Below are 24,019 nucleotides of genomic sequence, written 5' to 3' on the forward strand. Positions count from 1 at the left end.
GGGCCGCCGGCACCGGGCCGGCCGCCGCCGGGACGCCCGGCACCCGGGCGCGCGCCACCCGGCTTGCCGCCGAACGGCTTGCGGGCACGTCCATCCGGGTTGCGGTGGCCCGAAGGGCCCGTCTCGACGCCGTCGGGCACGTACCACGTACGGAAGGCGGCGGGATTGCCCTCGGGAAGCGGCTTCGGCCCCTTCTCCTTGCGCTGCTTGAAGGGCTTGTTGGCCTGGCGCGCGGCCATCTCGCCGCTCACCGTCAGCCCGCCGTGCTTGCGCGGGCCACCGCGACCGCGGCCGCGGTCCTCGCGGACATGGTCGAAGCGGCGCAGCTCGCGGCCCTCGTCGGCGGCGTTGTGGCCGCCCACGTAGCCGCCCTGGCTGCGCTCACCGCCGAAGTGGATGGTCGACTTGGCGGCGCGCCGCTGGCCGATCACCGGCTGCAGGGTCAGGGCCGACGGCGTGCCGTCCTCCAGCCCCAGCTCCTCGCGCAGCTGCTCGACGCGTGCGGTCGGCAGCTCCTGCGACTGGCCGCGCAGCAGCTCGCGCGGCAACTCGATGCCACCGTAGCGCACGCGCTTGAGGCGGCTCACCTGGCAGCCCTGCGACTCCCACAGGCGGCGCACCTCCCGGTTGCGGCCTTCCTTGACGACCACGCGGAACCAGTCGTGCGACTCGCTGCCGCCGATCTTCTCGATCTCGTCGAACTTGGCGGGGCCGTCTTCCAGCTGCACGCCCTTGCCCAGCAGCTCGACGGCGGCGTCCGGCACGTGCTCCTGGCCCTCCGGCGGACGCACGCGGCAGACGTACTCGCGCTCGACCTCCCTGGACGGATGCATCAGCGCGTTGGCCAGCTCGCCATCGGTGCTGAGCAGCAGCAGGCCGGTGGTGTTCATGTCCAGCCGGCCGATCGCGATCCAGCGGGCCCCCTTGAGGCGGGGCAGGGCGTCGAACACGGTGGGACGCCCTTCGGGATCCTCGCGCGTGGTCACCTCGCCCTCGGGCTTGTTGTACATGAGCACCCGCGGCGGCTCGGTCAGCGCGGTCGCCACGAACTGGCGGCCGTCGATCTCGATGCGGTCGCCGCCGCCGATGCTCATGCCGACGCGCGCCACCTCGCCGTTGACCTTCACCAGGCCGTCGGCGATGCGCTGTTCGAGCGCCCGGCGCGAACCGAGGCCGGCCTGTGCGAGCACCTTGTGCAGGCGCTCTTCCTGGCGCGGGGCGGGGGCGGCGGGCTGTTCGCGCCGCAGGGTGAGCTTGCGGCTCTTTTCTTCAGTCATGTCTTTCGGACTCCGCCGCATCGGTCGATGCGGTCGTCAGTGCGGGAACGGTCGTCGTCTCGACGGCGTTGGAAACGGAACCGGACTCGTCGTCTGGCCCCTTTAACGCAGTGATCGCTGCGGCCTCGGAGACACCTGCCTCCGCCGCCATTTCGTTCTCGGTCGCCGCGCGCGTACCCGGCGCGGCTTCGGGGTCGACGCCGGGTTCGCCGGCATCGGAAAGTGCATCGTCATCGTCGCCCGGGTCGAAGACCACGGGGCGTTCGCTGCGGAAATCGAGGTCCTGGTCGGAGCCGTCGCCGGCGTGCCCTTCCGGCGCGTCGTCGTCCGGCGTGCCGGCCCCGTCGGCGGAGGCGGCCTGCGGCCCGGGAGCGTCGACGCCGGCGGACCTCCCCCCGTCTTGGCCTTCGTCGACGGAGGCAGTATCCGCGCCGTCGCCTGAAGCCTGGCCGACGGCGGGCGCCTCGCCCTCGCGCGCCTGGTCGGCCTCCGCCACGCCGGCCGCGATCCGGCCATCCACGCCGGCCGTCTCGTCGAAGCGCAGCTGCGGTTCGAGCTCGCCGATGTCACGCAGCTCCGAGAGCGGCGGCAGCTCGTCCAGCCGCTTGAGGCCGAAGTAGTCGAGGAACTGCTTGGTGGTGCCGAACAGGGCGGGGCGCCCCGGCACGTCGCGGTGGCCGACCACGCGGATCCACTCGCGCTCCTCCAGCGCCTTGATGATGTTGCTGCTCACCGCCACGCCGCGCACCTGCTCGATCTCGCCACGCGTGATCGGCTGGCGGTAGGCGATGAGCGCCAGCGTCTCCAGCGTGGCGCGCGTGTAGCGCGTCTGGCGCTCGGTCCACAGCCGCGCGACCCAGGGATGCACCTCGGCACGCACCTGGTAGCGGAAGCCGGACGCGACCTCGACGAGCTCGACGCCGCGATCGGCACAGGCGGCCTGCAACTGCTCGATGGCCGCCTCGACGGCGCCCGGCGGCGCAGGCTGCTCCTCGGGGAACAGCTCGCGCAGCTGCGCCAGCGACAGCGGCTGGTTCGAGGCGAGCAGCGCGGCCTCGACGATGCGGTTGATCAGCGATTGATCCATGCGGTCTGCATTGCGATTGGTCGTTCACATCGATCGGCGCGCCATCCCCCGGCGCGGGTTCGGTCCGTGGTCATTCCCGCAAACGCGGAAGAACCAGGGACCTCGTGGCCTGCAACCTCACGCCGCGGCGCTGGCGGCAGCGCGTGGCGTATCGGGTTTCACCCCTCGTTCGCCGCGTCGGCGTCGAACTCGCTCGACAGTTCGATCTCCGACGGGTCCTTCATCAGCGCCAGGGACTTCACGTAGATCGGCGCCAGCGGTGCGTCCTGCACGATCTCCACCAGTTGCTCCTTGGCGAGCGTGAGCATGCCCAGGAACGTCACCACCACGCCCAATCTGCCTTCCACCGGGTCGAACAGCGTCTCGAAGCGGTGGAACGAGCCATCGGCCAGGCGCTCGAGCAGCTCGCCCATGCGCTGGCGCACGCTGAGCGCGTCGCGCTTGATCGCATGCTGGGTGAAGAGCTCGGCGCGCTTGAGCACGTCGCGCAGGGCGAGCAGCATCTCCTTCAGTTCCACCGGCGGCGGCAGCCGCACCGCGGCGCGGTCCGGCACGTGCACCTCGTGCACGGGCGCGGTGTCGCGGTCCTGGCGGGGCAGGGCATCGATGTCCTCCGCCGCCTTCTTGAAGCGCTCGTACTCCTGCAGGCGGCGCACCAGCTCGGCGCGCGGATCCTCCTCCTCGCCTTCGTCGTTCGTCACGCGCGGCAGCAGCATGCGCGACTTGATCTCCGCCAGCATCGCCGCCATCACGAGATAGTCGGCCGCCAGCTCGAAGCGCATCTCGTGCATCGCGGCGATGTACTCGACGTACTGCTTCGTGATGTCGGCGACCGGGATGTCGAGGATGTCCAGGTTCTGCCGGCGGATCAGGTACAGCAACAGGTCCAGCGGGCCCTCGAAGGCCTCGAGGATGACTTCCAGCGCGTCCGGCGGGATGTAGAGGTCCTGCGGGATCTGCAGCACGGGCTGGCCGTGAACCACCGCCAGCGGCATCTCCTGCTGCTGCGGCCGGCCGGCGGCGGGCGCCTGGCCTTCGGTCGGCTTGTCGGTTTCGGTCGCCTGCGGCGCGACGTCGTCGGTCATTCGGGGCCGGCCCCCTCCGGGCCTGGGCACAGCACACTGCGGAAGCGGGGCGGCGCTGGCCGTCCCTCGGACTTGCGGACTGCTCGGATCCGGCGCGGGCCAATGGCGGCGGTGCCACCGGGCGGAGCCGGTCGGCGATCCACTGGTGCCGGGCGGCGGGAGGCGGGGCTCCCGCGGGTGCGGCCTCCGCCGGTGCGGGGCGCGTGGGTGCCTAGCGTACGGGGGCGCCCCGGGGCTGTCCAGCCGACCCGGGGGCTAGAATGCCGCGCCTCCCCGAAGCTGGTACCTGCCATGTGGTACGTGATCGACGCGCGCGACGGCGCGGACGTGCTCGCCCGCCGTCTCGAGGCGCGCCCCCGCCACCTCGCCCGGCTGCAGGCCCTGCGCGACGCCGGCCGCCTGCTGCTGGCCGGCCCGTGCCCCGCGATCGACGCCACCGACCCCGGCCCGGCGGGCTTCACCGGCAGCCTGGTGGTGGCCGAATTCGAATCGCTCGAGGCCGCCCGCGAGTGGGCATCGGCCGATCCCTACGTCGAAGCCGGCGTCTACGAACGCGTTGACGTGCGTCCGTTCCGGCCGGTGCTGCCATGAGCCCCGCCGAGCGCCCGGCCGCCATCCGGGCCGCGCTCGAGGCTGCGTTCGCGCCCCTGGCCCTGGAGGTGGTCGACGACAGCCACCGCCACGCCGGCCATGCGGGAGCGCGCGACGGCCGGGGCCATTTCAATGTGGCGATCGTCAGCCGGCGCTTCGCCGGCATGTCGCCGCTGGCGCGGCACCGCGCCGTGTACGCGGCGCTGGGCGAGCTGATGACCACCGACATCCACGCCCTGGCGATCGTCGCCCGGACCCCTGAGGAAGCCGGCTGATCAGGGGCGCCAGTGCGCCTGCAGCGGCCCGCCGGCCTGCTGCAGCGCGTGGAGCGCCCCCTGGCCACCACCGGCCGTCGACGCCTCCAGCAGTTCGCGCTGCCGCGCCCCGCGCAGCAGGAGGACGCGCATGCGGACACGGGCCAGCCCGGCGGGCGTGATCGAGATGCGTCGGGCCCACGGCGCCTCGTCGGCGCCGATCGGGGCATCCAGCGCGACATAGGCCTGCTGCGAGGCCAGGGCGCGGCCATAGTCCGGCGACTGCGGCGCCAGGCCGGCCACGCTGCCATCGTCGCCCAGCACGAGCACCGCCACCTGCGTCGGCTGGTGTGCATGGGCATTGGCCGTGGCGACCGCGTCCTCGATCCGCCGCCCGACCAGCGTCAGCGTCTCGAAGCGGGCGGCCGCCGCGTGCTCGACGACCAGGCTGTGCCGGACCGCCGCGGCCCGGCTCTCCGGGTCGTCCGGCCGCAGCCAGCGCTCGTCCGTCAGCCCCACGTCGACGCGTGCCCAGTCCAGCGGCGCGCGCGACAGTGCCTGGTACACGGGCAGCGCCGGCGCGGCGCCGCTGACCAGCAGCCGGCTCCGGGGGCTGGCCTGTAGATCCCGGCGGAGCTCGGCCGCTACGGCCACGGCGGCCGCCCAGGTCCAGACGTGCGAGTCCCGGTGGACGTGCAGGGTGACCGCACCCGACGGATCGGGCACGTGCTCGGTCAGCGGAGTACTGGCCAGGAACCCGAACGCCATGCCGGAATGATGCAATTTCCGGGCCGCGTGCGCATTCGCGGGCCGGCCCCGCCGTGAAGGCCGCCGCTATACTCGCGGGCCGCGCGCCCCCTGTCGCCTTGGCGCGTCCGCCGCCAGAGGCCGCGTCAAAGCATGCGTCTTTCCACGATCAAGCTGTCGGGCTTCAAGTCCTTCGTCGACCCGACCACGCTCCACCTGTCCGGCAACATGACCGGCGTCGTCGGCCCCAATGGCTGCGGCAAGTCCAACATCATCGACGCCGTGCGCTGGGTGATGGGCGAGAGCTCGGCCAGCCGCCTGCGCGGCGATTCGCTCACCGACGTGATCTTCGCCGGCTCCTCGGCCCGCAAGCCCGTGTCGCAGGCGATGGTCGAGCTGATCTTCGACAACTCCGACCACACCATCAGCGGCGAGTACGCGGCGTTCAACGAGATCTCGGTCAAGCGCACCGTCTCGCGCGACGGCCAGAGCCAGTACTACCTCAACGGCACCAAGTGCCGCCGGCGCGACATCACCGACCTCTTCCTCGGCACCGGCCTGGGCCCGCGCAGCTACTCGATCATCGAGCAGGGAATGATTTCCCAGATCATCGAGGCGCGTCCCGAGGACCTGCGCATGTACCTGGAGGAGGCCGCCGGCATCTCCAAGTACAAGGAGCGCCGCAAGGAGACCGAGACGCGCATCCGCCATACGCGCGAGAACCTCGACCGCCTCAACGACCTGCGCGAGGAAGTCGGCAAGCAGCTCTCGCACCTGGCGCGGCAGGCACGGCAGGCCGAGCAGTACCAGGCCATCCAGGCCGAGCGACGCGTCAAGGACGCCGAATGGCGTGCACTGGAGCATCGCGCGCTGGACCGCAAGCTGCAGGCCCAGCGCGAGAAGCTCGCGCAGGCCGAGACGCGCCTGCAGCAGCTCATCGCCGAGCAGCGCGAGGCCGAGCGCCAGCTCGAGGAAGGCCGCGTGCGCCGCGACGAGGCCGCGGAGACGCTGTCGCGCGCGCAGGCCGAGAGCTACGAGGTCGGCGGAACGCTCGCCCGCATCGAGCAGCAGATCCAGCACCAGCGCGAAATGTCCTCACGCCTGCAGCGCGCGCGCGACGAAGCCCTGGCACAGCTGTCGGAGATCGCGAGCCACATCGGCAGCGACCAGGCCCGGCTCGATGCCCTGCGCGACGCGCTGGAGAACGACGAGCCGCGCCTTGAAACGCTGCGCGAGGAGGAAGTCGCGCGGCAGGACGCGCTGCGCGATGCCGAGCAGAAGCTGGCCGACTGGCAGCAGCGCTGGGATGCCCATGCGCGCGCGCAGTCGGAGGCTTCGCGTGCCGCGGAGGTCGAGCGCACCCGGCTGGAAGCCTTCGACCGCCAGGCGCTGGAAGCCGAGCGCCGCCGCGAGGCGCTGTCGAACGAGCGCACGGGGCTCGACGTCGAGGCGCTGGCCGAGGCCGCGGCATCGATCGTCGAACAGCTCGAAGCGCAGAAGCTCTCGCTGGAGACGCTGACCGCCGAACTCGAGGCGCGCAAGGAAGCCGTCTCCGCGCTGCAGGAGCGGCAGCGCCAGACGCAGGCGCAGCTGGCCGACGTGCGCAAGCAGGCGCAGTCCGCGCGCGGTCGGCTCTCGGGCCTGGAGACGCTGCAGGCCGCCGCGCTCGGCCAGGAACAGGGGCGCGCCATGGACTGGCTGCGCCAGCATGGCCTCGAATCCGCACCGCGCGTGGGCGAGTCGCTGGCCGTCGACGAAGGCTGGGAAACCGCGGTGGAAACCGCGCTCGGCCAACTGATCGAGGGTGTGCTGGTCGATGACGCCGCATCGCTGGCGATCGCGGCCGGCGCCTTGTCCGAAGGGCGCCTCGCGCTGGTCGACGGCGAAACCGGCGGCGACGCGTTCGCCGCGGGCACGCTCGCCGCGCACGTGCGCGGCCCGGTCGCCATCCGCCGCCTGCTGGCCCGTGTGCACGGGGCCGACGATCTCGACGCCGCGCGGGCCCTGCTGCCGACGCTGCCCGAAGGCGACCTCGTCATCACCCGCGGGGGCGAACGCGTCGGTGCCGGCTGGGTGCAGGTGGTCCGCACGGGCAGCGGCTCGCAGGGCGCGCTCGTGCGCGAGCGCGAGATCCAGTCGCTGCGCGGGGAGATCGAGGCGCTGGTCGCGCGCGAGCACGAGCTCGAAGCCTTGCTCGTGCAGCTTCGTGACCAGTCGCTCGCCTCCGAGCAGCAGCGCGAGGACGCACAGCGCTCGCTCTACATGGCCCACCGCAGCGTGTCCGAACTCAGCGGCCAGCTGCAGAGCCAGCAGGGGCGCGTGGACGCCGCGCGCGGTCGCATCGAGCGCATCGACGCCGAACTCGCCCAGCTCGCGGAAACGCTGGAGGCCGCGCGCGAGCAGGCGCGGCTGGCGCGCAGCAACCAGGAGGATGCGGTCGTGCGCATGTCCGAGCTGGAGGACGCGCGCATCGACCTGGAAAACCAGCGTCGCCGCCTGACCGAAGCGCGCGACGCGGCCCGCAATGCGGCGCGGGAAGCCCGCGACGCGGCGCATGCCCTGGCGCTCACCGTCGAATCCCAGCGCGCACAGCTCGCCGGGCTGGCGCAGGCGCTCGAGCGCATGACCGGCCAGCGCGTCCAGCTCGATTCGCGCCTCGGCGAACTCGCGGCGCAGCTGGCCGACGGCGATACGCCCGTGCGCGAGCTGGAAGCGCAGCGGCAGGTGGCGCTGGAGCAGCGCGTGCTGGCCGAACAGCGCCTCACCGCCGCGCGCACCGCGCTGGACGGAATCGACCACGAACTGCGCGGCTTCGAGCTGGTCCGCCAGCAGCGCGACGAGCAGGCCCTTCAACAGCGCGAGGCCATCGGCCAGCGCCGCCTGGAGCTGCAGGCGCTCGCGCTCAAGGCCGAGCAGCTGGTGGCGGCCATCATCGAGGCCGGCTTCGCGCTCGACCAGGTCGCCGCCACGCTGACCGAGGACATGGATCCGCAGGCCTGGGAGCGCCACGTCGCCGAGCTGGACGCCAAGCTGCGCCGCCTCGAGCCGGTCAACCTGGCCGCCATCGCCGAGCATGCCGAGGCCGCGCAGCGCAAGGACTACCTCGACGCCCAGCACGTGGATCTCACCACCGCGCTCGAGACCCTGGAGGAGGCGATCCGCAAGATCGACCGCGAGACGCGTGGCCGCTTCAAGGACACCTTCGACCGCGTCAATTCGGGGATCCAGGAGCTGTACCCGCGCCTGTTCGGCGGCGGCCACGCGTACCTGGAGCTCACCGGCGACGACCTGCTCGACACCGGCGTGGCGATCATGGCGCGGCCACCCGGCAAGCGCGTGTCCAACATCACGCTGCTCTCCGGCGGCGAGAAGGCGATGACCGCGGTGGCGCTGGTATTCGCGATCTTCCGCCTCAATCCCGCGCCCTTCTGCCTGCTCGACGAGGTCGACGCGCCGCTGGACGAGGCGAACGTGGGCCGCTTCACGGCGATGGTCAACGAGATGAGCGAGCAGGTACAGTTCCTGTTCGTCACCCACAACAAGGTCACGATGGAAGCGGCGAAGCAGCTCATGGGCGTGACCATGCGCGAGCCCGGCGTGAGCCGCCTCGTGTCCGTCGACCTCGCCGAGGCCGCGCGCCTGGCCGGCGCCGCCTGATCCGAGGAGCCCGATGATGTCCGACATGACCATGCTGCGGATCTGGATCCTCGTCGCGGGCATCGTGCTCGTGGCGGCGATCCTGATCTTCGGTCGCCCCAAGAAGGCGGGGCAGGGCCGCCGCGTGGCGCGCGGCGAGGACGCACGTGCCGAGCCCACGCTGGGGCAGCAGCTGGAGTCCGAACTCGCCATGGGCGACGGCGCGGGCGCTCCCGTGCAGGAACCGCTCGACCTGCCGGGCGTGGAGGCGCCGCCGGCGCAGTCCGAACTCGGCCGCCGCACCACCGAGGAGTTCGACAAGATCGTGACGCTCTACCTGGCCGCCAAGGCAGGCCAGGCGCTGCACGGGCCGGACATCGTCGTCGCGGCCGAGCGCGCCGGCCTCGTTTACGGCCACATGGGCGTCTTCCACCGGCTGGTCGATGGCCACCCCGAGCGCGGCCCGGTGTTCAGCGTCGCCAACATCATGAAGCCCGGCAGCTTCGACATGGCCAGCATCCATGAGCTGCAGACGCCGGCGATCGCCTTCTTCCTGACCCTGCCGGCGCCGCTTTCGGCCCTGGACGCCTGGGACACCATGCTGCCCACGGCCGAGCGCATGGCCGAGCTGCTCGACGGCGTGGTGCTGGACGAACAGCGCAACGTGATCGCGCGCCAGCGCGTTGCCCACATCCGCGACGAGCTGCGCGCCTATGATCGCCAGCGCCAGGCGCCTCCGCTGACGCGCCCCGGCCGCTGGTAGCCCGCGTCGCACCACGGGGCGCTCACACGAGCGGCCGCTAGACTCGCGCATCGCCTCGATGCAGGGCCCTGCGACATGCCCACCAACCGACTCGAACGTTCCCGCCACGACCGCATGATCGCCGGCGTGCTCGGCGGTTTCGCACGCTGGCTGGGCTGGAACCCGATGCTGCTGCGCATCGTCTTCGTGCTCGTCTCGATCCTGTCGGCGGCCTTCCCCGGGATCCTCGTCTACCTGCTGGCCTGGCTGCTGATGCCGGAGGAAGGGCGCTGACGCAAGGTCCTACCCGGACAGCCGAGGGCCGGCCGGCCGGAGCCACGACCCCGGCGGCTGGCCAGCCCGCGCCGCGCCCGCGCCGCCGTCCGCCCGCGCTGCTGCTCGCGCTCGGCCTGCTCTGGGCTCTTCCGAACACGCTGGTCGGCCTGCTCCTGGGGCTCGTGGGGCTGGTCTTCGGCGCCAGACCGCTGCTGCGTGCGCGCGACCTCGCGCTGGTGTTCCACCACTGGCCATGGGGTCCGGGCGGCGCGATCACGCTGGGCAACGTGATCCTGCATACCGGCCACGACCTGGACAGCGCCTGCGCAACCTATGCGCACGCGGCAGGACTCTCCCGGGATCCTCCCATCCGGCTCTGTGACCACGAGCGCGCGCACGTCTACCAGTACCTCGTGCTGGGGCCACTGTTCCTCCCCGTCTACCTGCTGGCGGGCGGCGTGAGCGTGCGCAACCGCTTCGAGCGCGCGGCCGACCGCTACGCCGCCACGGGCCGGGGCTGGTGGCCCTGGCCGATGCCCGCGCTCGGTCGGGAGTCCCGAGGGGGCTGACGGGCCGACGAGCGGCGCGGCGCGCGCGCCTGCGAGAGCTAAGGTAGGATGGCGACGTGGTGGGCAGGGGGCGGCGGGTCAGGCGCGGGAGGTGCCATGATCTTCAGGGCATATGCACGTGGGGACGGCGCGCTGCTGCTTGTTCCCGACTGTCTGGTCGCTTCGCGCGACGCCGAGCGGCGGCATGGCCCGCTGCTCTTCATCGGCCGCATCGACGACCGCCACCTGGCCGACCAGGCCGTCTGGAACCGCGTCCTCGCCGACATCGACCGCCAGTCCTACGCCGTCGTCCGCGGCTCCATGCGGTCGCTGCTGACCAGCGGCACGACCGAAACGGCCTGAGCCGGCCTCCCCACTACCGGGCCGAACGCCGCGCGCGGCCTAGGCTCCGGTCTTGGAGTGCGGAGCCTCCACGTCCTTGGATTCCGTCGAATCCTTCTCGCGCAGGAAGATCGAAAGCAGCACGAGCGCCACCACCGCCAGGAACTCGCTCTGCCAGTTCTGGAACGATTCGAACCAGAAGTCGCTCCCCCCGAGGTACTGCCACATGGAGAGCACCGCCTGCTCTCCGTGCTGCAGCTGCTGTTCGACATGGTGCTTCCAGCTGAAATAGAGATGGGCGAAGAAGCTGCCGACGAAGAGCAGCAAGAGCGCGCCCGACAGCGAATGCTCGTAGGCCTTGCGCCAGGCGCCGCCCCTGCGCACCGGCCACGGGCGCTGCGCGTAGGGCACCGGGTCCGGCTCGGGCTCCTCGGAAGGATCCAGCGGGCGCGACTCCGACGCACCCTTCTGGCGGAGGAACGCGGTCAGCAGTACGAACAGGCCCATCTGCAGGAACTCGCTCTCCCAGTTCTCGAAGAGCGTGCCGAGGAAATGCCCGTCGCCCAGATAGGTGGTCAACGCCTCGGGCGCCTGGCCATGGTCCTGCCGCTCCTGGTTGCTCGCATGCCAGCCCGTCAGCGCGTGGCCCAGCACGGAAAGCAGCATGAGGGCCAGGAAGGCCAAGCTGAGGCCATTGCGGGCGAGGAAGCCGCTGTGCACGGCGCCGCGCGATGCGACCGTTGCCATGTTCGCTCCGTTCGTGTGTTTCCCGAAGCATAGGAACGGCACGCGTACAGCCGGTGCGAAGAACGGCCGCTCGGCAGACCGGAGGCGGCAGGACCGCATCACCTGTTCAGTCGCGGGGCAGGGGGCTTGCAGGATGCAACCCAGCCAGCAGGTGGTGCCGGAAGTGGGACTCGAACCCACACGGTTTTAAGGCCGGCGGATTTTGAGTCCGCTGCGTCTACCGATTCCGCCATTCCGGCGCGGGCGTGAAGTATAGCGGCAGGCGGCACATGCCCGCGCCGCCCGGGGACGTTGCAACCAGGCGCGCCAGCTGCTGCGCTGCCGATGCGGAGGTCCCCGGCAACCAGGGCGAGGGGTCCGGCGCGCGAATCAGGTCGAGTCGGTCGCCAGGGTGCGCTCGCTGCGGCGGTACCACTCGCCCCCGAGCGGCGTGAACGTCGAGCAGCACTGCATCTGCGCCTTGTAGATGTGCAGCGAGACGGCGACGCGGTCCTGGCTCATGTTGCGGATCGTGTGGTACTCGTGGGGCGGGATCAGGCTGCCGGCGCTGCCGGTGCCGGCCTGCATGCCGCCGGTGGCGCGGAAGCGGAAACGGTCGCCGTCACGCTCGAGCAGTTCGTACTGGGTGATCTCCAGCTCGCCGTCCCAGACACCCTCGACGCACCACAGGCCCGAATGGTCGTGCACGGGCGTACCCTGGCCGGGGCCCCAGGTCATGGCCACCACGCTGTACCCGTGCAGCGGGCTGCGGTAGATCTCGCGGCGCGCGTAGTGGTCGTCGATCGGCTCGTAGACGCTGGCCGGCAACTGCACGTCGCGGTCGCGGATCATCTCGCAGAGCAGCTTGCGCACGGCGGTCGTGACCGCTTCGCAGTCGCCCGCGCAGACGGCCGCGTCCAGTGCGGCGACCAGCTTGTCGTGGCCGGGGAAGTCGATGTCGGGCAGGGCCTGCGCGTTCATGCGCCGATTCTAGACGGGTCCTGCCGGCTGGCGGCGCCCCGGGCGTGCAGCTCGTCGAGAAATTCGCGGACGACGGGGCCGAAACGGGCGATGTCGACGAGGAACGCGTCATGCCCCTGGGGCGATTCGAGCGGCACGAAGCGAGCGTCCACGCCGCCCCGCGCCAGGCCTTCGGCAATCTCCTCCTGCTGCTGCAGCGGAAAGAGGATGTCGGTGTGCACTCCGATCACGAGCGCACGCTCGAGCGTGAGCGAGGCGAGCGCGGCGAGGGTGTCCTCGCGGCTGTTGCCGCTACGCCGGGGGCAGTAGTCGCCGAGGTCGAACCAGTCCATGGCCCGGCCGAGGTAGAGGTAGCAGTTGGGGTCGAAGCGGCGCACGAAGCGCCGCGCATGCGCTTCGAGGTAGCTTTCGACCTCGAACTCGAGGCCGAAGGGATCGCTGTCCTGGCGCTCGGAATCGAGCCTCACGCGGCCGAAGCGGCCGTCCCACTCGAGCGCGGAACGGTAGGTGATGACGCCGAGCTTGCGCGCCATGCGCATGCCCGATTCGGGGTAGGACTGGTCGTCGTAGTGCCCGCCGTTCCAGGCCGGGTCGAGCCGGATCGCCTCGCGCTGCAGGGAGCGGATCGCGATCGAGAACGGGAGCGCGCGGGCGGCGCCGGAGATGTTCACGTGCTGACGTGCGAGCCCCGGGTGTCGCTGCAGGAAGGCGAGGGCGACCATGCCGCCCATCGAATTGCCGACCACGCAGGCCAGCTCCCCGATGCCCAGGCGGCGCACGACGTGGGCGGCCGCGTCGGCACAGTCCTCCACCGACAGCGGCGGGAAGTCCAGCCGGTAGGGCTCGCCGGTGGCGGGGTTGAGGGAGGCGGGGCCGGTCGAGCCCTTGCAGCTGCCGAGGGTGTTCACGCAGACCACGAACCAGCGATCGGTGTCGATGGGCTTTCCCGGGCCCAGCATCTGCTCCCACCAGCCGGGGTCGGGATTGGCGTCGCTCGACGCGGCGTGCGCGTCCGGCGAGAGGCCCGTCAGGATCAGGACGGCATTGGAGCCGTCCGGGGCGAGGCGTCCCCAGCTTTCATACGCCATGCGTGCGCCCCGCAGCTCACCGCCGCGTTTCATGGGGAAGGGCGAGGGTAGGTCGACGAAGTGGGTTCCCGTAGGAATGAATTCGGTCATGCATGCGTCCTGCGCTGTCGGTGGATTGTGCCCCGACGGCCGTTCGTCCGCCCCATCGCGCGCCGGAACGCTGTTTCGACCGCCGCTACACACCCGCCGCTCCACAGTGGGCATTCCCCCAACGGAACGAAGGCCATGGCGAACACGCAGAACACCAATGATCAGGGCAGGGACATGAACCGCGATCCGATCTCCGGCGCGCCGGGCTCGCATCCCGTGGGCACGGGCGTAGGCGGCGTGGGCGGTGCGGCGGTGGGCGCGGCGATCGGCAGCGCGTTCGGGCCGATCGGCACGCTCGTCGGCGGTGCGATCGGCACGGTCGCCGGTGCCGCCGCCGGCCATTCCGTGGCCGAGCGCGTCGACCCGACCGGCGAGACGGATCACTGGCGCAACGAAGTGACCACGCGCCCGTACTACGACAGCTCGAAGGACTACGACCGCGACTACGCCCCCGCCTACCGCTACGGCACCGAGGCGCGCAACGAGCACCATGGGGAAGCCTGGGAACGCGTCGAGGAACGCCTCAAGGAGGGCTGGGAACGCGTGAGGGGCGAGTCCCGGCTCGCCTGGGCGGAGGCCCGCGACGCCACGCGCGACGCCTGGGACCGCACCGACCGCACGCACCGCACCTACGACGCCACGGACCGCCACTACGAGCAGCGTTTCAACCAGGCCGATTACTACAAGGCCGACTACTCGTTCGACGACTACCGCCCGGCGTACCGTTACGGCACCTACGCGCGCAGTCAGTCGAAGACCGGCCAGTGGGACGAGGCGACCGAACGCGAACTCGAGCGTGGCTGGGAAAGCGCGCGCGGCACGTCGAGGCTGTCGTGGACAGATGCCAAGGAAGCGGTCCGCGACGCGTGGCACGGCGTGGAACGCATCCTTCCGGGCGACGCGGACCGGGACGGCCGCTGACACCCGCGGCACCGCAGTACGAAGGGGCGCGTGTTCCGGCGCGCCCTTCGTACTGTCGACGTACAAATCGTCGACGCGGGGAGGTGTTGTGCCGACACGGTGGCAAGGCGGCAAGGGATGGCGGCGAGTGCCGTATCGACGCGGGTGACCGACCCGGCGTGCGCCATCACGGCAATGTGTACATAATAGACATTATGCGAAGTTTCAAATAGGCGGCGTTCTGCCTCCCAGATGTCGCCTTCCCGCGCTTAACGACAACGCTTCGTTGGTTCGACGCTACGCACGCCCATGCTCGACAGATTGCGCGAAAGACCGATTGCTCGTCCCATCGACTACTCGGCGCGTCAACAGCGTGCTCTCCGATAGTGCGCAGCCCGGCCGGAGCGGCCTTACCCACGAGTTCCAAGCCATGACCGCACGCCGCCCGGGCGGCGCGGCGTTCGATCGTGCGTATACCCGACGACAACCACCCGGGACATCGCCGCGACCCGGCAGGAAACGCACCGCACGGCACCCCAGCCACCAGTAGCCGAGGTGCTACAGAGGTTTCGGTCCGAGCGGCCGTCTCGGCGGCTTTCCGCGACAGTGCCGGCTCGCCGGGAACTCCATCGAAGCTGCGTACCGGTCTGAGCCCCCCAGGCGACTGCATCCACCGCCGACGCCCTGCACGGGCTGCATAGCCCGGCTGAAACAAAAAGGCCGCCGGTTGCCCGGCGGCCTGGAATTCGTTGGCGTCGCGACTCAGACGGCGGCGTCCTTGAGCTTCTTGAGCGGGCGGGCCTTCAGCTTGACCGAAGCCGGCTTGGCCGCGAACCACTGCTCTTCCTTGGTGAAGGGATTGATGCCCTTGCGGCGCGGCTTGGCCGGGACGTCGACCTTGGTGACCTTCAGCATGCCGGGGAAGGTGAAGGTGCCGCAGCCCTTCTTGTGCAGCGAACCGTGGGCGGCTTCCTCGAGGGCCGACAGCACGGCGCGCACGTCACGCGGCGCCAGCTCGGTGCGCTCGGAGATGTAGTTGACGAGGCCACTCTTGCCCAGGGGCTCGGTGACCGGCTTGATCTTGGAGCCAGCACTCGCGGTTTTCTTCGTCGCCATGGTTTGCGATTTCCGGGTGGAAGGAGTGCGCGTTATCGCGCGACTTCGATCCCGACGCAAGCGGTTTTTTTCGGGGTATCCCGCCAGAATCGCGCCTGCCCGGCCTCCGCCGGACGCTCCCCGGCGAGGCACCCTGCCCCGCCATGCCGGCAAGGCCCGCGCGGCGAGCCCGGCCCCACCCACGCCGTGCCATCGCCATGCCCTGGTGGACCTCTGCCCGTGGCCGCCCGAAGAGGCGTCGTCTACCGGCATGCATCGTAGACGTCGCGCTGCAGCGCGCTGAGCAGCTCGTAGGTCCGCGCCAGGCCCACGCGCCGCTCGACGGCGTCGCGGCGCTCCTTGGCCGCCCGGCAGGGGTCGACATCGGCGCGAGCGGCCGCCCGTCGGTAAGCGGTGCGACCACGGCGCGGTGCTGTCGACATCGCGCGTGTCGGCATGCTCGGCGCCGCGACGGGCGTAGCCGGGTCGGGCTCGGCGTCCCACGTCGCGAGAACGCGCTCGCCCGGTGCGCAGGCCGCACTCTGGTACCGGACCGTTCCATCCGGTGCGCGGCACTTCTGCACCGTCTGCGCGCCCGCCGGCGACGAGCTGGCGATCAGCGCCACCAGCACGAGCATCCATGTTCGAAACATCCGCATGCGTCCTCCTGTTCCGGGACGCGCAGTCTCCACCGCCCGCAAGCGCCGGGCCGTCCGCCGCGCGCGTACGCGCGCGTAGGATTCCGCCGCATCCCCTTCCGGGCGCGGTGCCGGCATCATAGGCAGCCCTGCGAAGGAAACCGTATGCAGCCCGCCTCGCTTCCGCCAATCGACACTGCCCGCGTCGCGATCGTCGGCCTGGGCTACGTGGGGCTGCCGCTGGCCGTCGCCTTCGCCGCCACGCGCGACACGCTGGGCTTCGACGTGGACCCGCAGCGCGTGGACGAGCTGCGCAAGGGCCTCGATCGCACCGGCGAAACCGATGCCGCCGCGCTACGTGCGCCGCGGCTCCGCTTCGACAGCGACCCCGAAACGCTCGCCGGCCACGACGTTTTCGTGGTGACCGTGCCGACACCGGTCGATGCGTACAAGCGGCCGGATTTCAGCCCCTTGGAAGCCGCCAGCCGCACGGTGGGACGCGTGCTCCGGCCCGGCAATGTCGTCATCTTCGAGTCGACGGTCTATCCAGGCGCCACCGAGGAACGCTGCGTACCCATCATCGAGCGCGAATCCGGTCTCGTATACCGACGCGACTTCCATGTCGGCTACAGCCCCGAGCGGATCAACCCGGGCGACCAGGGCCGCCGTCTTCCCGACATCGTCAAGGTGACGTCCGGCTCCTGCGAGGCCGCGGCCGGGTTCGTGGACGCCCTGTACCGGGGCATCGTGCCGGCCGGCACGCATCGCGCGTCGAGCATCCGCGTGGCGGAGGCCGCGAAGGTCATCGAGAACATCCAGCGCGACGTCAACATCGCGCTCATGAACGAGCTGGCGCTGATCCTCGACCGGCTCGGCATCGACACCGTCGACGTGCTCGAAGCCGCGGGCACCAAGTGGAATTTCCTCCCGTTCCGCCCCGGCCTCGTCGGCGGCCACTGCATCGGAGTCGATCCCTACTACCTCGCGCACAAGGCGCAGGAAGTGGGTTACCACGCCGAGCTCATCTCGGCGAGCCGCCGCATCAACGACGGCATGGGCGTGCACGTTGCGCATCGCGTGCTCAGGCTCGTGGCCTCGCGGGGCCTGGCTGCGCGCCCGCGCATCCTCGTGCTGGGCCTTGCCTTCAAGGAGAACTGCGGCGACCTGCGCAACACGCGCGTGGTCGACATCGTGGCCGAGCTGCGCGCTTTCGGCGCGGAAGTGGATGTGCACGACCCGCGCGTCGACGCCGGCGAAGCCACGCGCGCCTACGACTTCGCCCTGGTCGATGCGCCGGCCCGCGGCGCCTACGACGCGGTGGTGCTGGCGGTTCCGCACCGCGAGTTCGTCGAGGCCGGCGCCGAGGCGCTGCGGGCCTTCGGACGCGAGGGTGCGGTGGTCTACGACGTCAAGGGCGCCCTGCCCCGCGCCGCCGTCGACGGGAGGCTCTGACATGCGCGTGCTGGTCACCGGCGCGGCCGGCTTCATCGGCGCACACCTGGCGCGCCGCCTCATCGAGCGCGGCGACGAGGTCTTGGGTTACGACGACCTCAACGCGTACTACGACCCGCAGCTCAAGCGCGACCGCCTGCTTCATCTGGTGCCGTCCGACGGCTTCCGCTTCGTAGAGGCGAAGCTGGAGGACCGCGAGGCGCTCGAGCGCGCCTTCGCCGACTTCCGCCCGGACCGCGTCGTGAACCTGGCCGCACAGGCCGGGGTCCGCTACTCGCTGGAGAACCCGCGTGCCTACGTGGACAGCAACCTGGTGGGCTTCATCAACATCCTGGAGGCCTGCCGCCATGCGGGCGTGGAGCACCTGGTCTACGCGTCGTCCAGCTCGGTCTACGGCGCCAACCGCCGGCTGCCGTTTTCCGTGGAGGATCCGGTCGACCATCCGGTGAGCCTGTACGCAGCGACGAAGAAGGCCAACGAGCTGATGGCGCACACCTACAGCCATCTCTACGGGCTGCCGACCACCGGCCTGCGCTTTTTCACCGTCTACGGCCCCTGGGGCCGGCCGGACATGTCGCCGTTCCTGTTCGCGCGGCGCATCCTGGCGGGCGAGCCCATCGACGTGTTCAACCGCGGGCGCCACAGCCGGGACTTCACCTACATCGACGACATCGTCGAAGGCGTGGTCCGCGTTCTGGGCCGCCCGCCCGTCGGCCGCGACGACAGCTCGCTGCTCGCCTCCCCGGCCACGTCGACCGCGCCGTACCGGGTCTACAACATCGGCAGCCACCAGCCGGTGGAGCTGCTGCGCTTCGTCGAGGTGCTCGAGGACTGCATCGGGCGTCGCGTCGAGCGGCGCCTGCTGCCCATGCAGCCGGGCGACGTTCCCGATACCTATGCCGACGTGGAGGCCCTCAGGCGCGACACGGGCTTTGCGCCCTCGACGCCGATCGAGGACGGGGTCGCGCGGTTCGTGGCGTGGTATCGCGGGTACTACGGGGTCTAGGGGGCGCGCCGCCGCGGAAGAGGCGCCGGCGGAGCGACGTCCCGGGTGCGGCCTGCGGCCTTACCCGGGCTTCGGCGACGAGGGGTCGGGCGCCTCGCCGCGCGCCCTGGCACGCGCGCGGCGCAGTTGGTCGAGCTTCTCGCCCAGCTTGATCTCCAGCCCGCGCGGCACGGGGCGGTAGTAGACGCGCTCGCCCATGGCATCCGGGAACGCGGTCTGATCCAGTGCGACGCCGCCTTCCTCGTCGTGGTCATAGCGGTAGTTCCTGCCGTACCCGATCGACTTCATGAGTCGGGTCGGCGCATTGCGCAGGTGCAGCGGCACCTCCTGCGTGCCGTATTCGCGCACGTCCCGGCGCGCCTCGCCCCAGGCCACGTAGCCCGCGTTCGATTTCGCGGTCGATGCGAGGTAGATCACCACCTGCGCGAGGGCGAGTTCGCCTTCCGGGCTGCCGAGCCGGTCGTAGGTTTCCCAGGCATCGATCGCCATGGCCAGCGCACGCGGGTCGGCGAGGCCGATGTCCTCCACCGCCATGCGGGTGATGCGCCGTGCCAGGTAGTGCGGGTCCGCGCCGCCGTCGAGCATGCGGGCCAGCCAGTAGAGGGCGGCGTCGGGATTGGTGCTGCGCACCGACTTGTGGAGCGCGGAGATCTGGTCGTAGAACTGCTCGCCGCCCTTGTCGAAGCGGCGCGTGCGGTCGGCCAGCACCTGGGCGAGCGTGGCTTCGGTCATGCGGCCGCCCTCCCCCGTCGCGAGCTCGGCGGCGATCTCGAGCAGCGTCAGCGCGCGCCGCACGTCGCCATCCGCCGCCTGGGCGATCTGCCCCAGCAGCGCATCGTCGACCGCGATCTCCTGCGCGCCCAGCCCGCGTTCGGCGTCCGCCAGCGCGCGGCGCAGGGCATCGGCGATGTCGTCCGGCGACACGGCCTCCATGACATGCACGCGGCAGCGCGACAGGAGCGCGGAATTGAGCTCGAAGGACGGGTTCTCGGTGGTGGCGCCGACGAAGACGATCGTGCCGCGCTCGATCGCCGGCAGGAACGCATCCTGCTGCGCCTTGTTGAAGCGGTGCACCTCGTCGACGAAGAGCACGGTACGACGGCCTTCGGCAAAACGCTCGGCCGCCTCGGCGAGCACCTGCCGCACGTCGGGCAGGCCCGAGAGCACGGCGGAGATCGCGCGGAACTCGGCGTCGGCATATCGCGCGAGCAGCAAGGCGAGCGTGGTCTTGCCGCAGCCCGGCGGACCCCACAGCACCATGGAATGGATGCGGCCGGATTCGACCGCCCTGCGCAGCGCGGAGCCGGGTGCGAGCAGTCGGCGCTGGCCGACCATCTCGCCCAGCGTGCGCGGTCGCATGCGCTCGGCGAGGGGTTTCAGGGCATCGGGGGCGTCATCGCCGGCGATGACCGGCGTGGAGGGGCGTCGTGGCACGTGCGTGCGGGAGTCTGGCCTGCACGCACCTTACCAGCGGGCGGTCAGAGGCTCGCGACGGCCCCGCCGACCAGGGCTTCGTCCGAGGGGCCGAGCTCGTAGCTCACGCGCAGCCAGCGCCCGGTGCGCCGGTCGTACAGCGCATCCACACGCGCGTCCACGCGCCCTTCGGCGCCGAAGTCGGCCAGCCCGCTGCCCACCACGTGGACGAAGCGCGAATCGGCCGTGGATACCCGCGTGGCGCCCTGCTTCCAGGTCACCGGTTGCCCCGCGAACTCGACAGTCAGCGCCTGCGCGACCCGTGCTTCCAGGCCCCGCGCGATGGCGGCGTCCGCCGCGCTGCCCGCGCCCGCGGTGCCCAGCTGCAGGCGCGGCTGCGAGACCTCCGCGTTCTGCGTGTCGTAGAGCGCGGCGAAGCGGAACGGGATCCACTGTGCGTGGCCGTCGATGCGAAGCCGCCCGCTGCCGCGCAGTTCGCGATCGCGGATGCTCAGCGGCACCGCGTCCACATCGGTCAGCTGGACGGTGACGTCCTCGGTGTCGAACTGCCCGCTGATGCTCCCGATCACCGCTGCGGCGACGGCGTCGTCGACGGCGCTGGCAGCGGCGGGCGCGGCGGCCTGGGCCACGGCGCGCGGGGAGCCATCGCGGCCGTGGGCAATCATCGTGCCCGCAGCGAGGGTGGCGACGGTGGCGAGGGCCAGGAGGGCGGGTCGGTGCATGGCGGTTCCCCGGAACGCCGCGGTAATGCGACTACGGGGCCACTGTCGGCGGACAGGCGTGCACGCCGGGTGATATCCGCACCGGGAAAACGCCTTGTTTTCCAAACGGTTAAGCCACAAACGCGACACCGGACACAGGAAGGGGCGGTTGCCCGCCCCTGTCCGTTCAGGTCGCCGCGGCTATCAGCCGCCGATCACGTCGACGCCCTTGGGGGGCGTATAGCGGAAGGTCGCCGCCGGCAGGCTGGGGTTGCGCTTCCAGCCGCTGAACGCGATCTCGGTGCGCTGGCCGAGCTGATCGACCACCTGCATCCGCGCCAGCCCGCCGTTGGCGAACCCCAGGCGCGCGCTGCGGAAGCCGGCCGAGGCCGCGTCGCCCTTGGGCGTCAGCATGAGCCACTGCAGGCCATTGGCCGCGCCCGCGTCCTTCACGACGAACTGCGCATCGAGGCGGCTCGGATCGATGAGCACGGCCAACGGGCTGTTGCGCTCCTCGGCGCCCTGCGGGCGCTTGGTCACCTGCTTGAGGTCCGGCTCGTAGATCCAGACCGTCTTGCCGTCGGCCACCACCAGCTGCGGGTACGGCGTCGCGTACTCCCAGCGGAACAGGCGCGGGGCCGACAGCGCGATGCGCCCGGTGGATTTCTCCTTCAGGCGCCCCTTGGCGTCGAAGACCTGCTGGGTGAAGCGGCCGTCGAGGCCCTTCAGGCCCTTGGTGAAGGTGTCGAGCTCGTCGCGGGCGCCCGCCGAGGCGATGCCCGAAACGAACAGCAGGCCGGCGGCCGCGAGTGCGGTGATCGATCGCATGGTCGTCTCCTGGAAATACGCGCCGAGTCTGCCGCGCGAAAGATGAACAGGGTGAGAGCCTGCTGCCCCGGGTCGAATCCGCTTCAGCCCGCTCACATCTTCGGCGGCGGCGGCGCCAGCACGCTGCGGTCGCCGTTGTGCTCCGGCGGGCTGACCACGCCCGCGGCTTCCATCGCCTCGATCAGGCGCGCGGCGCGGTTGTAGCCGATCTTGAGCCGGCGCTGGACGCCGGAAATCGAAGCCCGGCGCGTCTCGGTGACGATCTTGACCGCCTCGTCGTAAAGCGGATCCGACTCGTCCCCTCCCCCGCCGCTTTCGGGCAGGCCGGTGGGTCCGACGACCACGCCATCGCCCATAGTCTGCACTTCCTCCAGCACGCCCTCGATGTAGTCCGGGCCGCCGCCGATCTGCTTGAGGTGCTCGACCACGCGGTGCACTTCCTCGTCGCTGACGAACGCGCCGTGCACGCGCTCGGGCATCGCGGTTCCGGGCGGCAGGTAGAGCATGTCGCCGTGGCCCAGCAGCGTCTCGGCGCCGGACTGGTCGAGGATGGTGCGGCTGTCGATCTTGCTCGACACCTGGAAGGCGATGCGGGTCGGAATGTTGGCCTTGATCAGGCCGGTGATCACGTCCACCGACGGCCGCTGCGTGGCCAGGATCAGGTGGATGCCCGCCGCGCGGGCCTTCTGTGCCAGCCGCGCGATCAGCTCCTCCACCTTCTTGCCGACGATCATCATCATGTCGGCGAATTCGTCGATGAAGACGACGATGTAGGGCAGCGGCTCCAGCTCGCGCGGCACCTCGCCCGCCTCGGCATTGGGCCGGAACAGCGGGTCCATCATCGGCTGGCCGGCGTTGATCGCGTCCGTCACCTTCTTGTTGAAGCCGCCCAGGTTGCGCACGCCGACGGCGCTCATCAGCTTGTAGCGGCGCTCCATCTCGGCCACGCACCAGCGCAGGCCGTTGGCGGCCTCCTTCATGTCGGTCACGACCGGCGCCAGCAGGTGCGGAATGCCCTGGTAGACCGACAGCTCCAGCATCTTCGGGTCGATCATCAGCATCCGCACGTCCTTGGCGGAGGCCTTGTAGAGCAGCGAGAGCACCATCGCGTTCACCGCCACGGACTTGCCCGAGCCGGTGGTGCCGGCGACGAGCAGGTGCGGCATGCGCGCGAGGTCGGCCACGGTCGGGCGGCCGGCGATGTCCTTGCCCAGCGCCAGCGTGAGCGGGCTCGCGGACTTGTCGTACTCCTTGGAGCGCAGCAGCTCCGAGAGATAGATCATCTCCCGGTTGACGTTCGGGATCTCCAGCCCGATCACCGACTTGCCCGGGATCACGTCCACGACGCGCACAGACTTCACTGAAAGTCCACGCGCTATGTCCTTGTCCAGGCTGGAAATCTGGCTGACCTTGATGCCCGGCGCCGGCTCGATCTCGAAGCGCGTGATGACCGGGCCCGGGTAGGCGCCCACCACGTTCGCATCGATGCGGAAATCCTTGAGCTTGAACTCGATCTGGCGCGAGAGCGTCTCGAGCGTATCGGTGTCGTAGCCCTTGGGCTGGGGCTTGGGATCGTCCAGGAGCGCCAGCGGCGGGATCCCGGTGCCGTCAGGCACGTGAAAGAGCGGGATCTGCTGCTCGCGTTTGGCGCGCTCGCTCTTCTCCACGACGGGCGCCGGCGGCGGCTCGATGTGGACCGGCTCGCGCTTCTCCCGCCTGGCCGTCTCGACCTTGCGCACCTGCTCGCGCTCCTCGCGCAGGGCGCGGACCTCGCGGCGCACCTCCACCTCACGGGCGCCGCGTCGGAACAGCTTCGAGAACAGGGGGCCGGTTGCGAGCACCCACTGGCCCAGCCGATCCATCACGGCCAGCCAGGACAGCCCGGTCGCCAGTGTGATCGAGGTCAGCAGCAGCGCCAGCAGGAACAGGCTGCCCCCCAGCCGGCCGAAGCCGCGGGCCAGCGAGTTGCCGACCAGTTTGCCGAAGATGCCGCCCGCGCGGGTGAGGTCGACGTCGCCCGCGTCCAGCCGCAGGTGCAGGAGGCCGCACATGGCGACGAAGAAGGCCACCAGGCCGACCAGCCGCAGCGCGGGGCCGAGGTCGGACTGCTCGCCGTCCGGGTCCTTCCAGAACAGCGCGAACCAGGCGACCGCGCCGAGGATCACCGGCAGCAGGTAGGCCGCGTAGCCGAAGAGGTTGAGCAGGACGTCGGCGATGACCGCCCCCACGCTGCCACCGAGGTTGCGAAGCGGTGCCGTCACCGAACCCGCGGTCGACCAGCCGGGGTCGGAAGGCGAATAGCTGGCGAGGCAGGCGACGAGGTACAGCAGCGCCGGCGCGAGGAAGATCAGCGCGATGTCGCGGGCGATCCGCTGCCGTCGCGGCGACGGCGCGGCCCGCTCGGTCCGGCTTGCCGCGTTCGCGGCCTTCTTGCGGGTTGCGGCCGATGCCTGCGCCACGTGAGAGTTCGCCTCAGCTGATGCGTCTTAGTCGTT

At 71.0% G+C, this 24,019-nt stretch carries 23 protein-coding genes and 1 tRNA gene; 10 read left to right on the top strand and 14 right to left on the bottom strand.

Going from position 1 to position 24,019, the window contains the following annotated elements; all coding sequences use genetic code 11:
- From rluB to EYQ95_RS13795, 3 genes are all read right to left on the bottom strand, one after another.
- On the bottom strand, nt 1–1,277 hold a 1,277-nt coding region (gene rluB / locus EYQ95_RS13785), incomplete at its 3' end, for a 23S rRNA pseudouridine(2605) synthase RluB (RefSeq protein WP_132327802.1).
- Complete coding sequence (gene scpB / locus EYQ95_RS13790; protein ID WP_132327803.1) at nt 1,270–2,364, bottom strand: SMC-Scp complex subunit ScpB; 1,095 nt, start codon at nt 2,362–2,364, stop codon at nt 1,270–1,272. The genes scpB and rluB, both read right to left, overlap by 8 nt.
- Before the next feature lie 158 nt (nt 2,365–2,522).
- The gene (locus EYQ95_RS13795) at nt 2,523–3,449 is read right to left on the bottom strand and encodes a ScpA family protein (RefSeq protein WP_132327804.1); all 927 of its coding nucleotides are present in this window, start codon (nt 3,447–3,449) and stop codon (nt 2,523–2,525) included.
- A 291-nt stretch (nt 3,450–3,740) separates the two neighbouring features.
- Between EYQ95_RS13795 and EYQ95_RS13800 the strand changes: the two genes are divergently transcribed.
- Nucleotides 3,741–4,040: a YciI family protein gene (locus tag EYQ95_RS13800; RefSeq protein WP_132327805.1), complete on the top strand. Its 300-nt coding sequence runs from the start codon at nt 3,741–3,743 to the stop codon at nt 4,038–4,040.
- Nucleotides 4,037–4,315 carry a BolA family transcriptional regulator gene (locus tag EYQ95_RS13805; RefSeq protein WP_132327806.1) on the top strand — a complete coding sequence of 93 codons (279 nt, stop codon included), beginning with the start codon at nt 4,037–4,039 and terminating at the stop codon, nt 4,313–4,315. Before EYQ95_RS13800 ends, EYQ95_RS13805 begins: the two co-directional genes overlap by 4 nt.
- On the opposite strand, the gene EYQ95_RS13810 is transcribed toward EYQ95_RS13805, so the two are convergent.
- Nucleotides 4,316–5,077 carry a 6-phosphogluconolactonase gene (locus EYQ95_RS13810; RefSeq protein WP_165924741.1) on the bottom strand — a complete coding sequence of 254 codons (762 nt, stop codon included), beginning with the start codon at nt 5,075–5,077 and terminating at the stop codon, nt 4,316–4,318.
- A gap of 117 nt (nt 5,078–5,194) precedes the next feature.
- Between EYQ95_RS13810 and smc the strand changes: the two genes are divergently transcribed.
- The 5 genes from smc to EYQ95_RS13835 all read left to right on the top strand — a co-directional run bounded on the left by smc (nt 5,195) and on the right by EYQ95_RS13835 (nt 10,606).
- A complete protein-coding gene (smc, locus tag EYQ95_RS13815) occupies nt 5,195–8,698 on the top strand; it encodes a chromosome segregation protein SMC (RefSeq protein WP_132327808.1) in 3,504 nt (1,167 codons plus the stop codon).
- A gap of 16 nt (nt 8,699–8,714) precedes the next feature.
- Nucleotides 8,715–9,440: a cell division protein ZipA gene (zipA, locus tag EYQ95_RS13820; RefSeq protein ID WP_132327809.1), complete on the top strand. Its 726-nt coding sequence runs from the start codon at nt 8,715–8,717 to the stop codon at nt 9,438–9,440.
- Between the two features lie 75 nt (nt 9,441–9,515).
- On the top strand, nt 9,516–9,713 hold the full coding sequence (locus EYQ95_RS13825; RefSeq protein ID WP_132327810.1) for a PspC domain-containing protein: 198 nt from the start codon (nt 9,516–9,518) through the stop codon (nt 9,711–9,713).
- A 101-nt stretch (nt 9,714–9,814) separates the two neighbouring features.
- A complete protein-coding gene (locus EYQ95_RS13830; protein ID WP_132327811.1) occupies nt 9,815–10,264 on the top strand; it encodes a hypothetical protein in 450 nt (149 codons plus the stop codon).
- A 96-nt stretch (nt 10,265–10,360) separates the two neighbouring features.
- Nucleotides 10,361–10,606: a hypothetical protein gene (locus EYQ95_RS13835; RefSeq protein ID WP_132327812.1), complete on the top strand. Its 246-nt coding sequence runs from the start codon at nt 10,361–10,363 to the stop codon at nt 10,604–10,606.
- A 39-nt stretch (nt 10,607–10,645) separates the two neighbouring features.
- Here EYQ95_RS13835 and EYQ95_RS13840 read toward each other — a convergent pair whose 3' ends face one another.
- The 4 genes from EYQ95_RS13840 to EYQ95_RS13855 form a co-directional block, all read right to left on the bottom strand.
- The gene (locus EYQ95_RS13840) at nt 10,646–11,332 is read right to left on the bottom strand and encodes a DUF6766 family protein (protein ID WP_132327813.1); all 687 of its coding nucleotides are present in this window, start codon (nt 11,330–11,332) and stop codon (nt 10,646–10,648) included.
- A gap of 152 nt (nt 11,333–11,484) precedes the next feature.
- Nucleotides 11,485–11,571 (bottom strand) — tRNA-Leu (locus tag EYQ95_RS13845).
- Nucleotides 11,572–11,701: 130 nt separating this feature from the next.
- A complete protein-coding gene (locus EYQ95_RS13850) occupies nt 11,702–12,292 on the bottom strand; it encodes a cysteine dioxygenase family protein (protein ID WP_207916436.1) in 591 nt (196 codons plus the stop codon).
- Nucleotides 12,289–13,470: a homoserine O-acetyltransferase gene (locus tag EYQ95_RS13855; protein WP_132327814.1), complete on the bottom strand. Its 1,182-nt coding sequence runs from the start codon at nt 13,468–13,470 to the stop codon at nt 12,289–12,291. Before EYQ95_RS13855 ends, EYQ95_RS13850 begins: the two co-directional genes overlap by 4 nt.
- A gap of 135 nt (nt 13,471–13,605) precedes the next feature.
- Here EYQ95_RS13855 and EYQ95_RS13860 point away from each other — a divergent pair, with 135 nt between their 5' ends.
- On the top strand, nt 13,606–14,391 hold the full coding sequence (locus EYQ95_RS13860) for a hypothetical protein (RefSeq protein ID WP_132327815.1): 786 nt from the start codon (nt 13,606–13,608) through the stop codon (nt 14,389–14,391).
- A gap of 741 nt (nt 14,392–15,132) precedes the next feature.
- Here EYQ95_RS13860 and EYQ95_RS13865 read toward each other — a convergent pair.
- Nucleotides 15,133–15,486 (bottom strand): HU family DNA-binding protein, encoded by a 354-nt coding sequence (locus EYQ95_RS13865; protein WP_132327816.1) that lies wholly within the window; start codon nt 15,484–15,486, stop codon nt 15,133–15,135.
- A gap of 242 nt (nt 15,487–15,728) precedes the next feature.
- Complete coding sequence (locus EYQ95_RS13870; protein ID WP_132327817.1) at nt 15,729–16,124, bottom strand: DUF4124 domain-containing protein; 396 nt, start codon at nt 16,122–16,124, stop codon at nt 15,729–15,731.
- 144 nt (nt 16,125–16,268) lie between these two features.
- Between EYQ95_RS13870 and EYQ95_RS13875 the strand changes: the two genes are divergently transcribed.
- Together EYQ95_RS13875 and EYQ95_RS13880 are read left to right on the top strand one after the other, a co-directional pair.
- Entirely contained in the window at nt 16,269–17,555 is a 1,287-nt protein-coding gene (locus EYQ95_RS13875; protein WP_132327818.1) for a nucleotide sugar dehydrogenase, read from the top strand.
- 1 nt (nt 17,556) lies between these two features.
- Nucleotides 17,557–18,561: an NAD-dependent epimerase gene (locus EYQ95_RS13880; protein WP_132327819.1), complete on the top strand. Its 1,005-nt coding sequence runs from the start codon at nt 17,557–17,559 to the stop codon at nt 18,559–18,561.
- A 60-nt stretch (nt 18,562–18,621) separates the two neighbouring features.
- Here the strand turns inward: EYQ95_RS13880 and EYQ95_RS13885 are convergent, their stop codons facing one another.
- The 4 genes from EYQ95_RS13885 to EYQ95_RS13900 all read right to left on the bottom strand — a co-directional run bounded on the left by EYQ95_RS13885 (nt 18,622) and on the right by EYQ95_RS13900 (nt 23,983).
- Nucleotides 18,622–19,995, bottom strand: a complete 1,374-nt coding sequence (locus EYQ95_RS13885) for a replication-associated recombination protein A (protein WP_343142225.1) — start codon at nt 19,993–19,995, stop codon at nt 18,622–18,624.
- Nucleotides 19,996–20,039: 44 nt separating this feature from the next.
- Complete coding sequence (locus EYQ95_RS13890) at nt 20,040–20,717, bottom strand: hypothetical protein (RefSeq protein ID WP_132327820.1); 678 nt, start codon at nt 20,715–20,717, stop codon at nt 20,040–20,042.
- Nucleotides 20,718–20,900: 183 nt separating this feature from the next.
- Complete coding sequence (gene lolA / locus EYQ95_RS13895) at nt 20,901–21,524, bottom strand: outer membrane lipoprotein chaperone LolA (protein ID WP_132327821.1); 624 nt, start codon at nt 21,522–21,524, stop codon at nt 20,901–20,903.
- A gap of 92 nt (nt 21,525–21,616) precedes the next feature.
- The gene (locus EYQ95_RS13900) at nt 21,617–23,983 is read right to left on the bottom strand and encodes a DNA translocase FtsK (RefSeq protein ID WP_132327822.1); all 2,367 of its coding nucleotides are present in this window, start codon (nt 23,981–23,983) and stop codon (nt 21,617–21,619) included.
- Between the last annotated feature and the right edge of the window lie 36 nt (nt 23,984–24,019).

Source organism: Lysobacter sp. N42 (assembly GCF_004344885.1).

What these genes read in the sequence shown, in the direction of transcription:
- scpB (WP_132327803.1), bottom strand. Translation starts at nt 2,364, where the DNA reads ATGGATCAATCGCTGATCAACCGCATCGTCGAGGCCGCGCTGCTCGCC.
- EYQ95_RS13795 (WP_132327804.1), bottom strand. Translation starts at nt 3,449, where the DNA reads ATGACCGACGACGTCGCGCCGCAGGCGACCGAAACCGACAAGCCGACC.
- EYQ95_RS13800 (WP_132327805.1), top strand. Translation starts at nt 3,741, where the DNA reads ATGTGGTACGTGATCGACGCGCGCGACGGCGCGGACGTGCTCGCCCGC.
- EYQ95_RS13805 (WP_132327806.1), top strand. Translation starts at nt 4,037, where the DNA reads ATGAGCCCCGCCGAGCGCCCGGCCGCCATCCGGGCCGCGCTCGAGGCT.
- smc (WP_132327808.1), top strand. Translation starts at nt 5,195, where the DNA reads ATGCGTCTTTCCACGATCAAGCTGTCGGGCTTCAAGTCCTTCGTCGAC.
- zipA (WP_132327809.1), top strand. Translation starts at nt 8,715, where the DNA reads ATGTCCGACATGACCATGCTGCGGATCTGGATCCTCGTCGCGGGCATC.
- EYQ95_RS13825 (WP_132327810.1), top strand. Translation starts at nt 9,516, where the DNA reads ATGCCCACCAACCGACTCGAACGTTCCCGCCACGACCGCATGATCGCC.
- EYQ95_RS13835 (WP_132327812.1), top strand. Translation starts at nt 10,361, where the DNA reads ATGATCTTCAGGGCATATGCACGTGGGGACGGCGCGCTGCTGCTTGTT.
- EYQ95_RS13840 (WP_132327813.1), bottom strand. Translation starts at nt 11,332, where the DNA reads ATGGCAACGGTCGCATCGCGCGGCGCCGTGCACAGCGGCTTCCTCGCC.
- EYQ95_RS13850 (WP_207916436.1), bottom strand. Translation starts at nt 12,292, where the DNA reads ATGAACGCGCAGGCCCTGCCCGACATCGACTTCCCCGGCCACGACAAG.
- EYQ95_RS13855 (WP_132327814.1), bottom strand. Translation starts at nt 13,470, where the DNA reads ATGACCGAATTCATTCCTACGGGAACCCACTTCGTCGACCTACCCTCG.
- EYQ95_RS13860 (WP_132327815.1), top strand. Translation starts at nt 13,606, where the DNA reads ATGGCGAACACGCAGAACACCAATGATCAGGGCAGGGACATGAACCGC.
- EYQ95_RS13865 (WP_132327816.1), bottom strand. Translation starts at nt 15,486, where the DNA reads ATGGCGACGAAGAAAACCGCGAGTGCTGGCTCCAAGATCAAGCCGGTC.
- EYQ95_RS13870 (WP_132327817.1), bottom strand. Translation starts at nt 16,124, where the DNA reads ATGCGGATGTTTCGAACATGGATGCTCGTGCTGGTGGCGCTGATCGCC.
- EYQ95_RS13875 (WP_132327818.1), top strand. Translation starts at nt 16,269, where the DNA reads ATGCAGCCCGCCTCGCTTCCGCCAATCGACACTGCCCGCGTCGCGATC.
- EYQ95_RS13880 (WP_132327819.1), top strand. Translation starts at nt 17,557, where the DNA reads ATGCGCGTGCTGGTCACCGGCGCGGCCGGCTTCATCGGCGCACACCTG.
- EYQ95_RS13890 (WP_132327820.1), bottom strand. Translation starts at nt 20,717, where the DNA reads ATGCACCGACCCGCCCTCCTGGCCCTCGCCACCGTCGCCACCCTCGCT.
- lolA (WP_132327821.1), bottom strand. Translation starts at nt 21,524, where the DNA reads ATGCGATCGATCACCGCACTCGCGGCCGCCGGCCTGCTGTTCGTTTCG.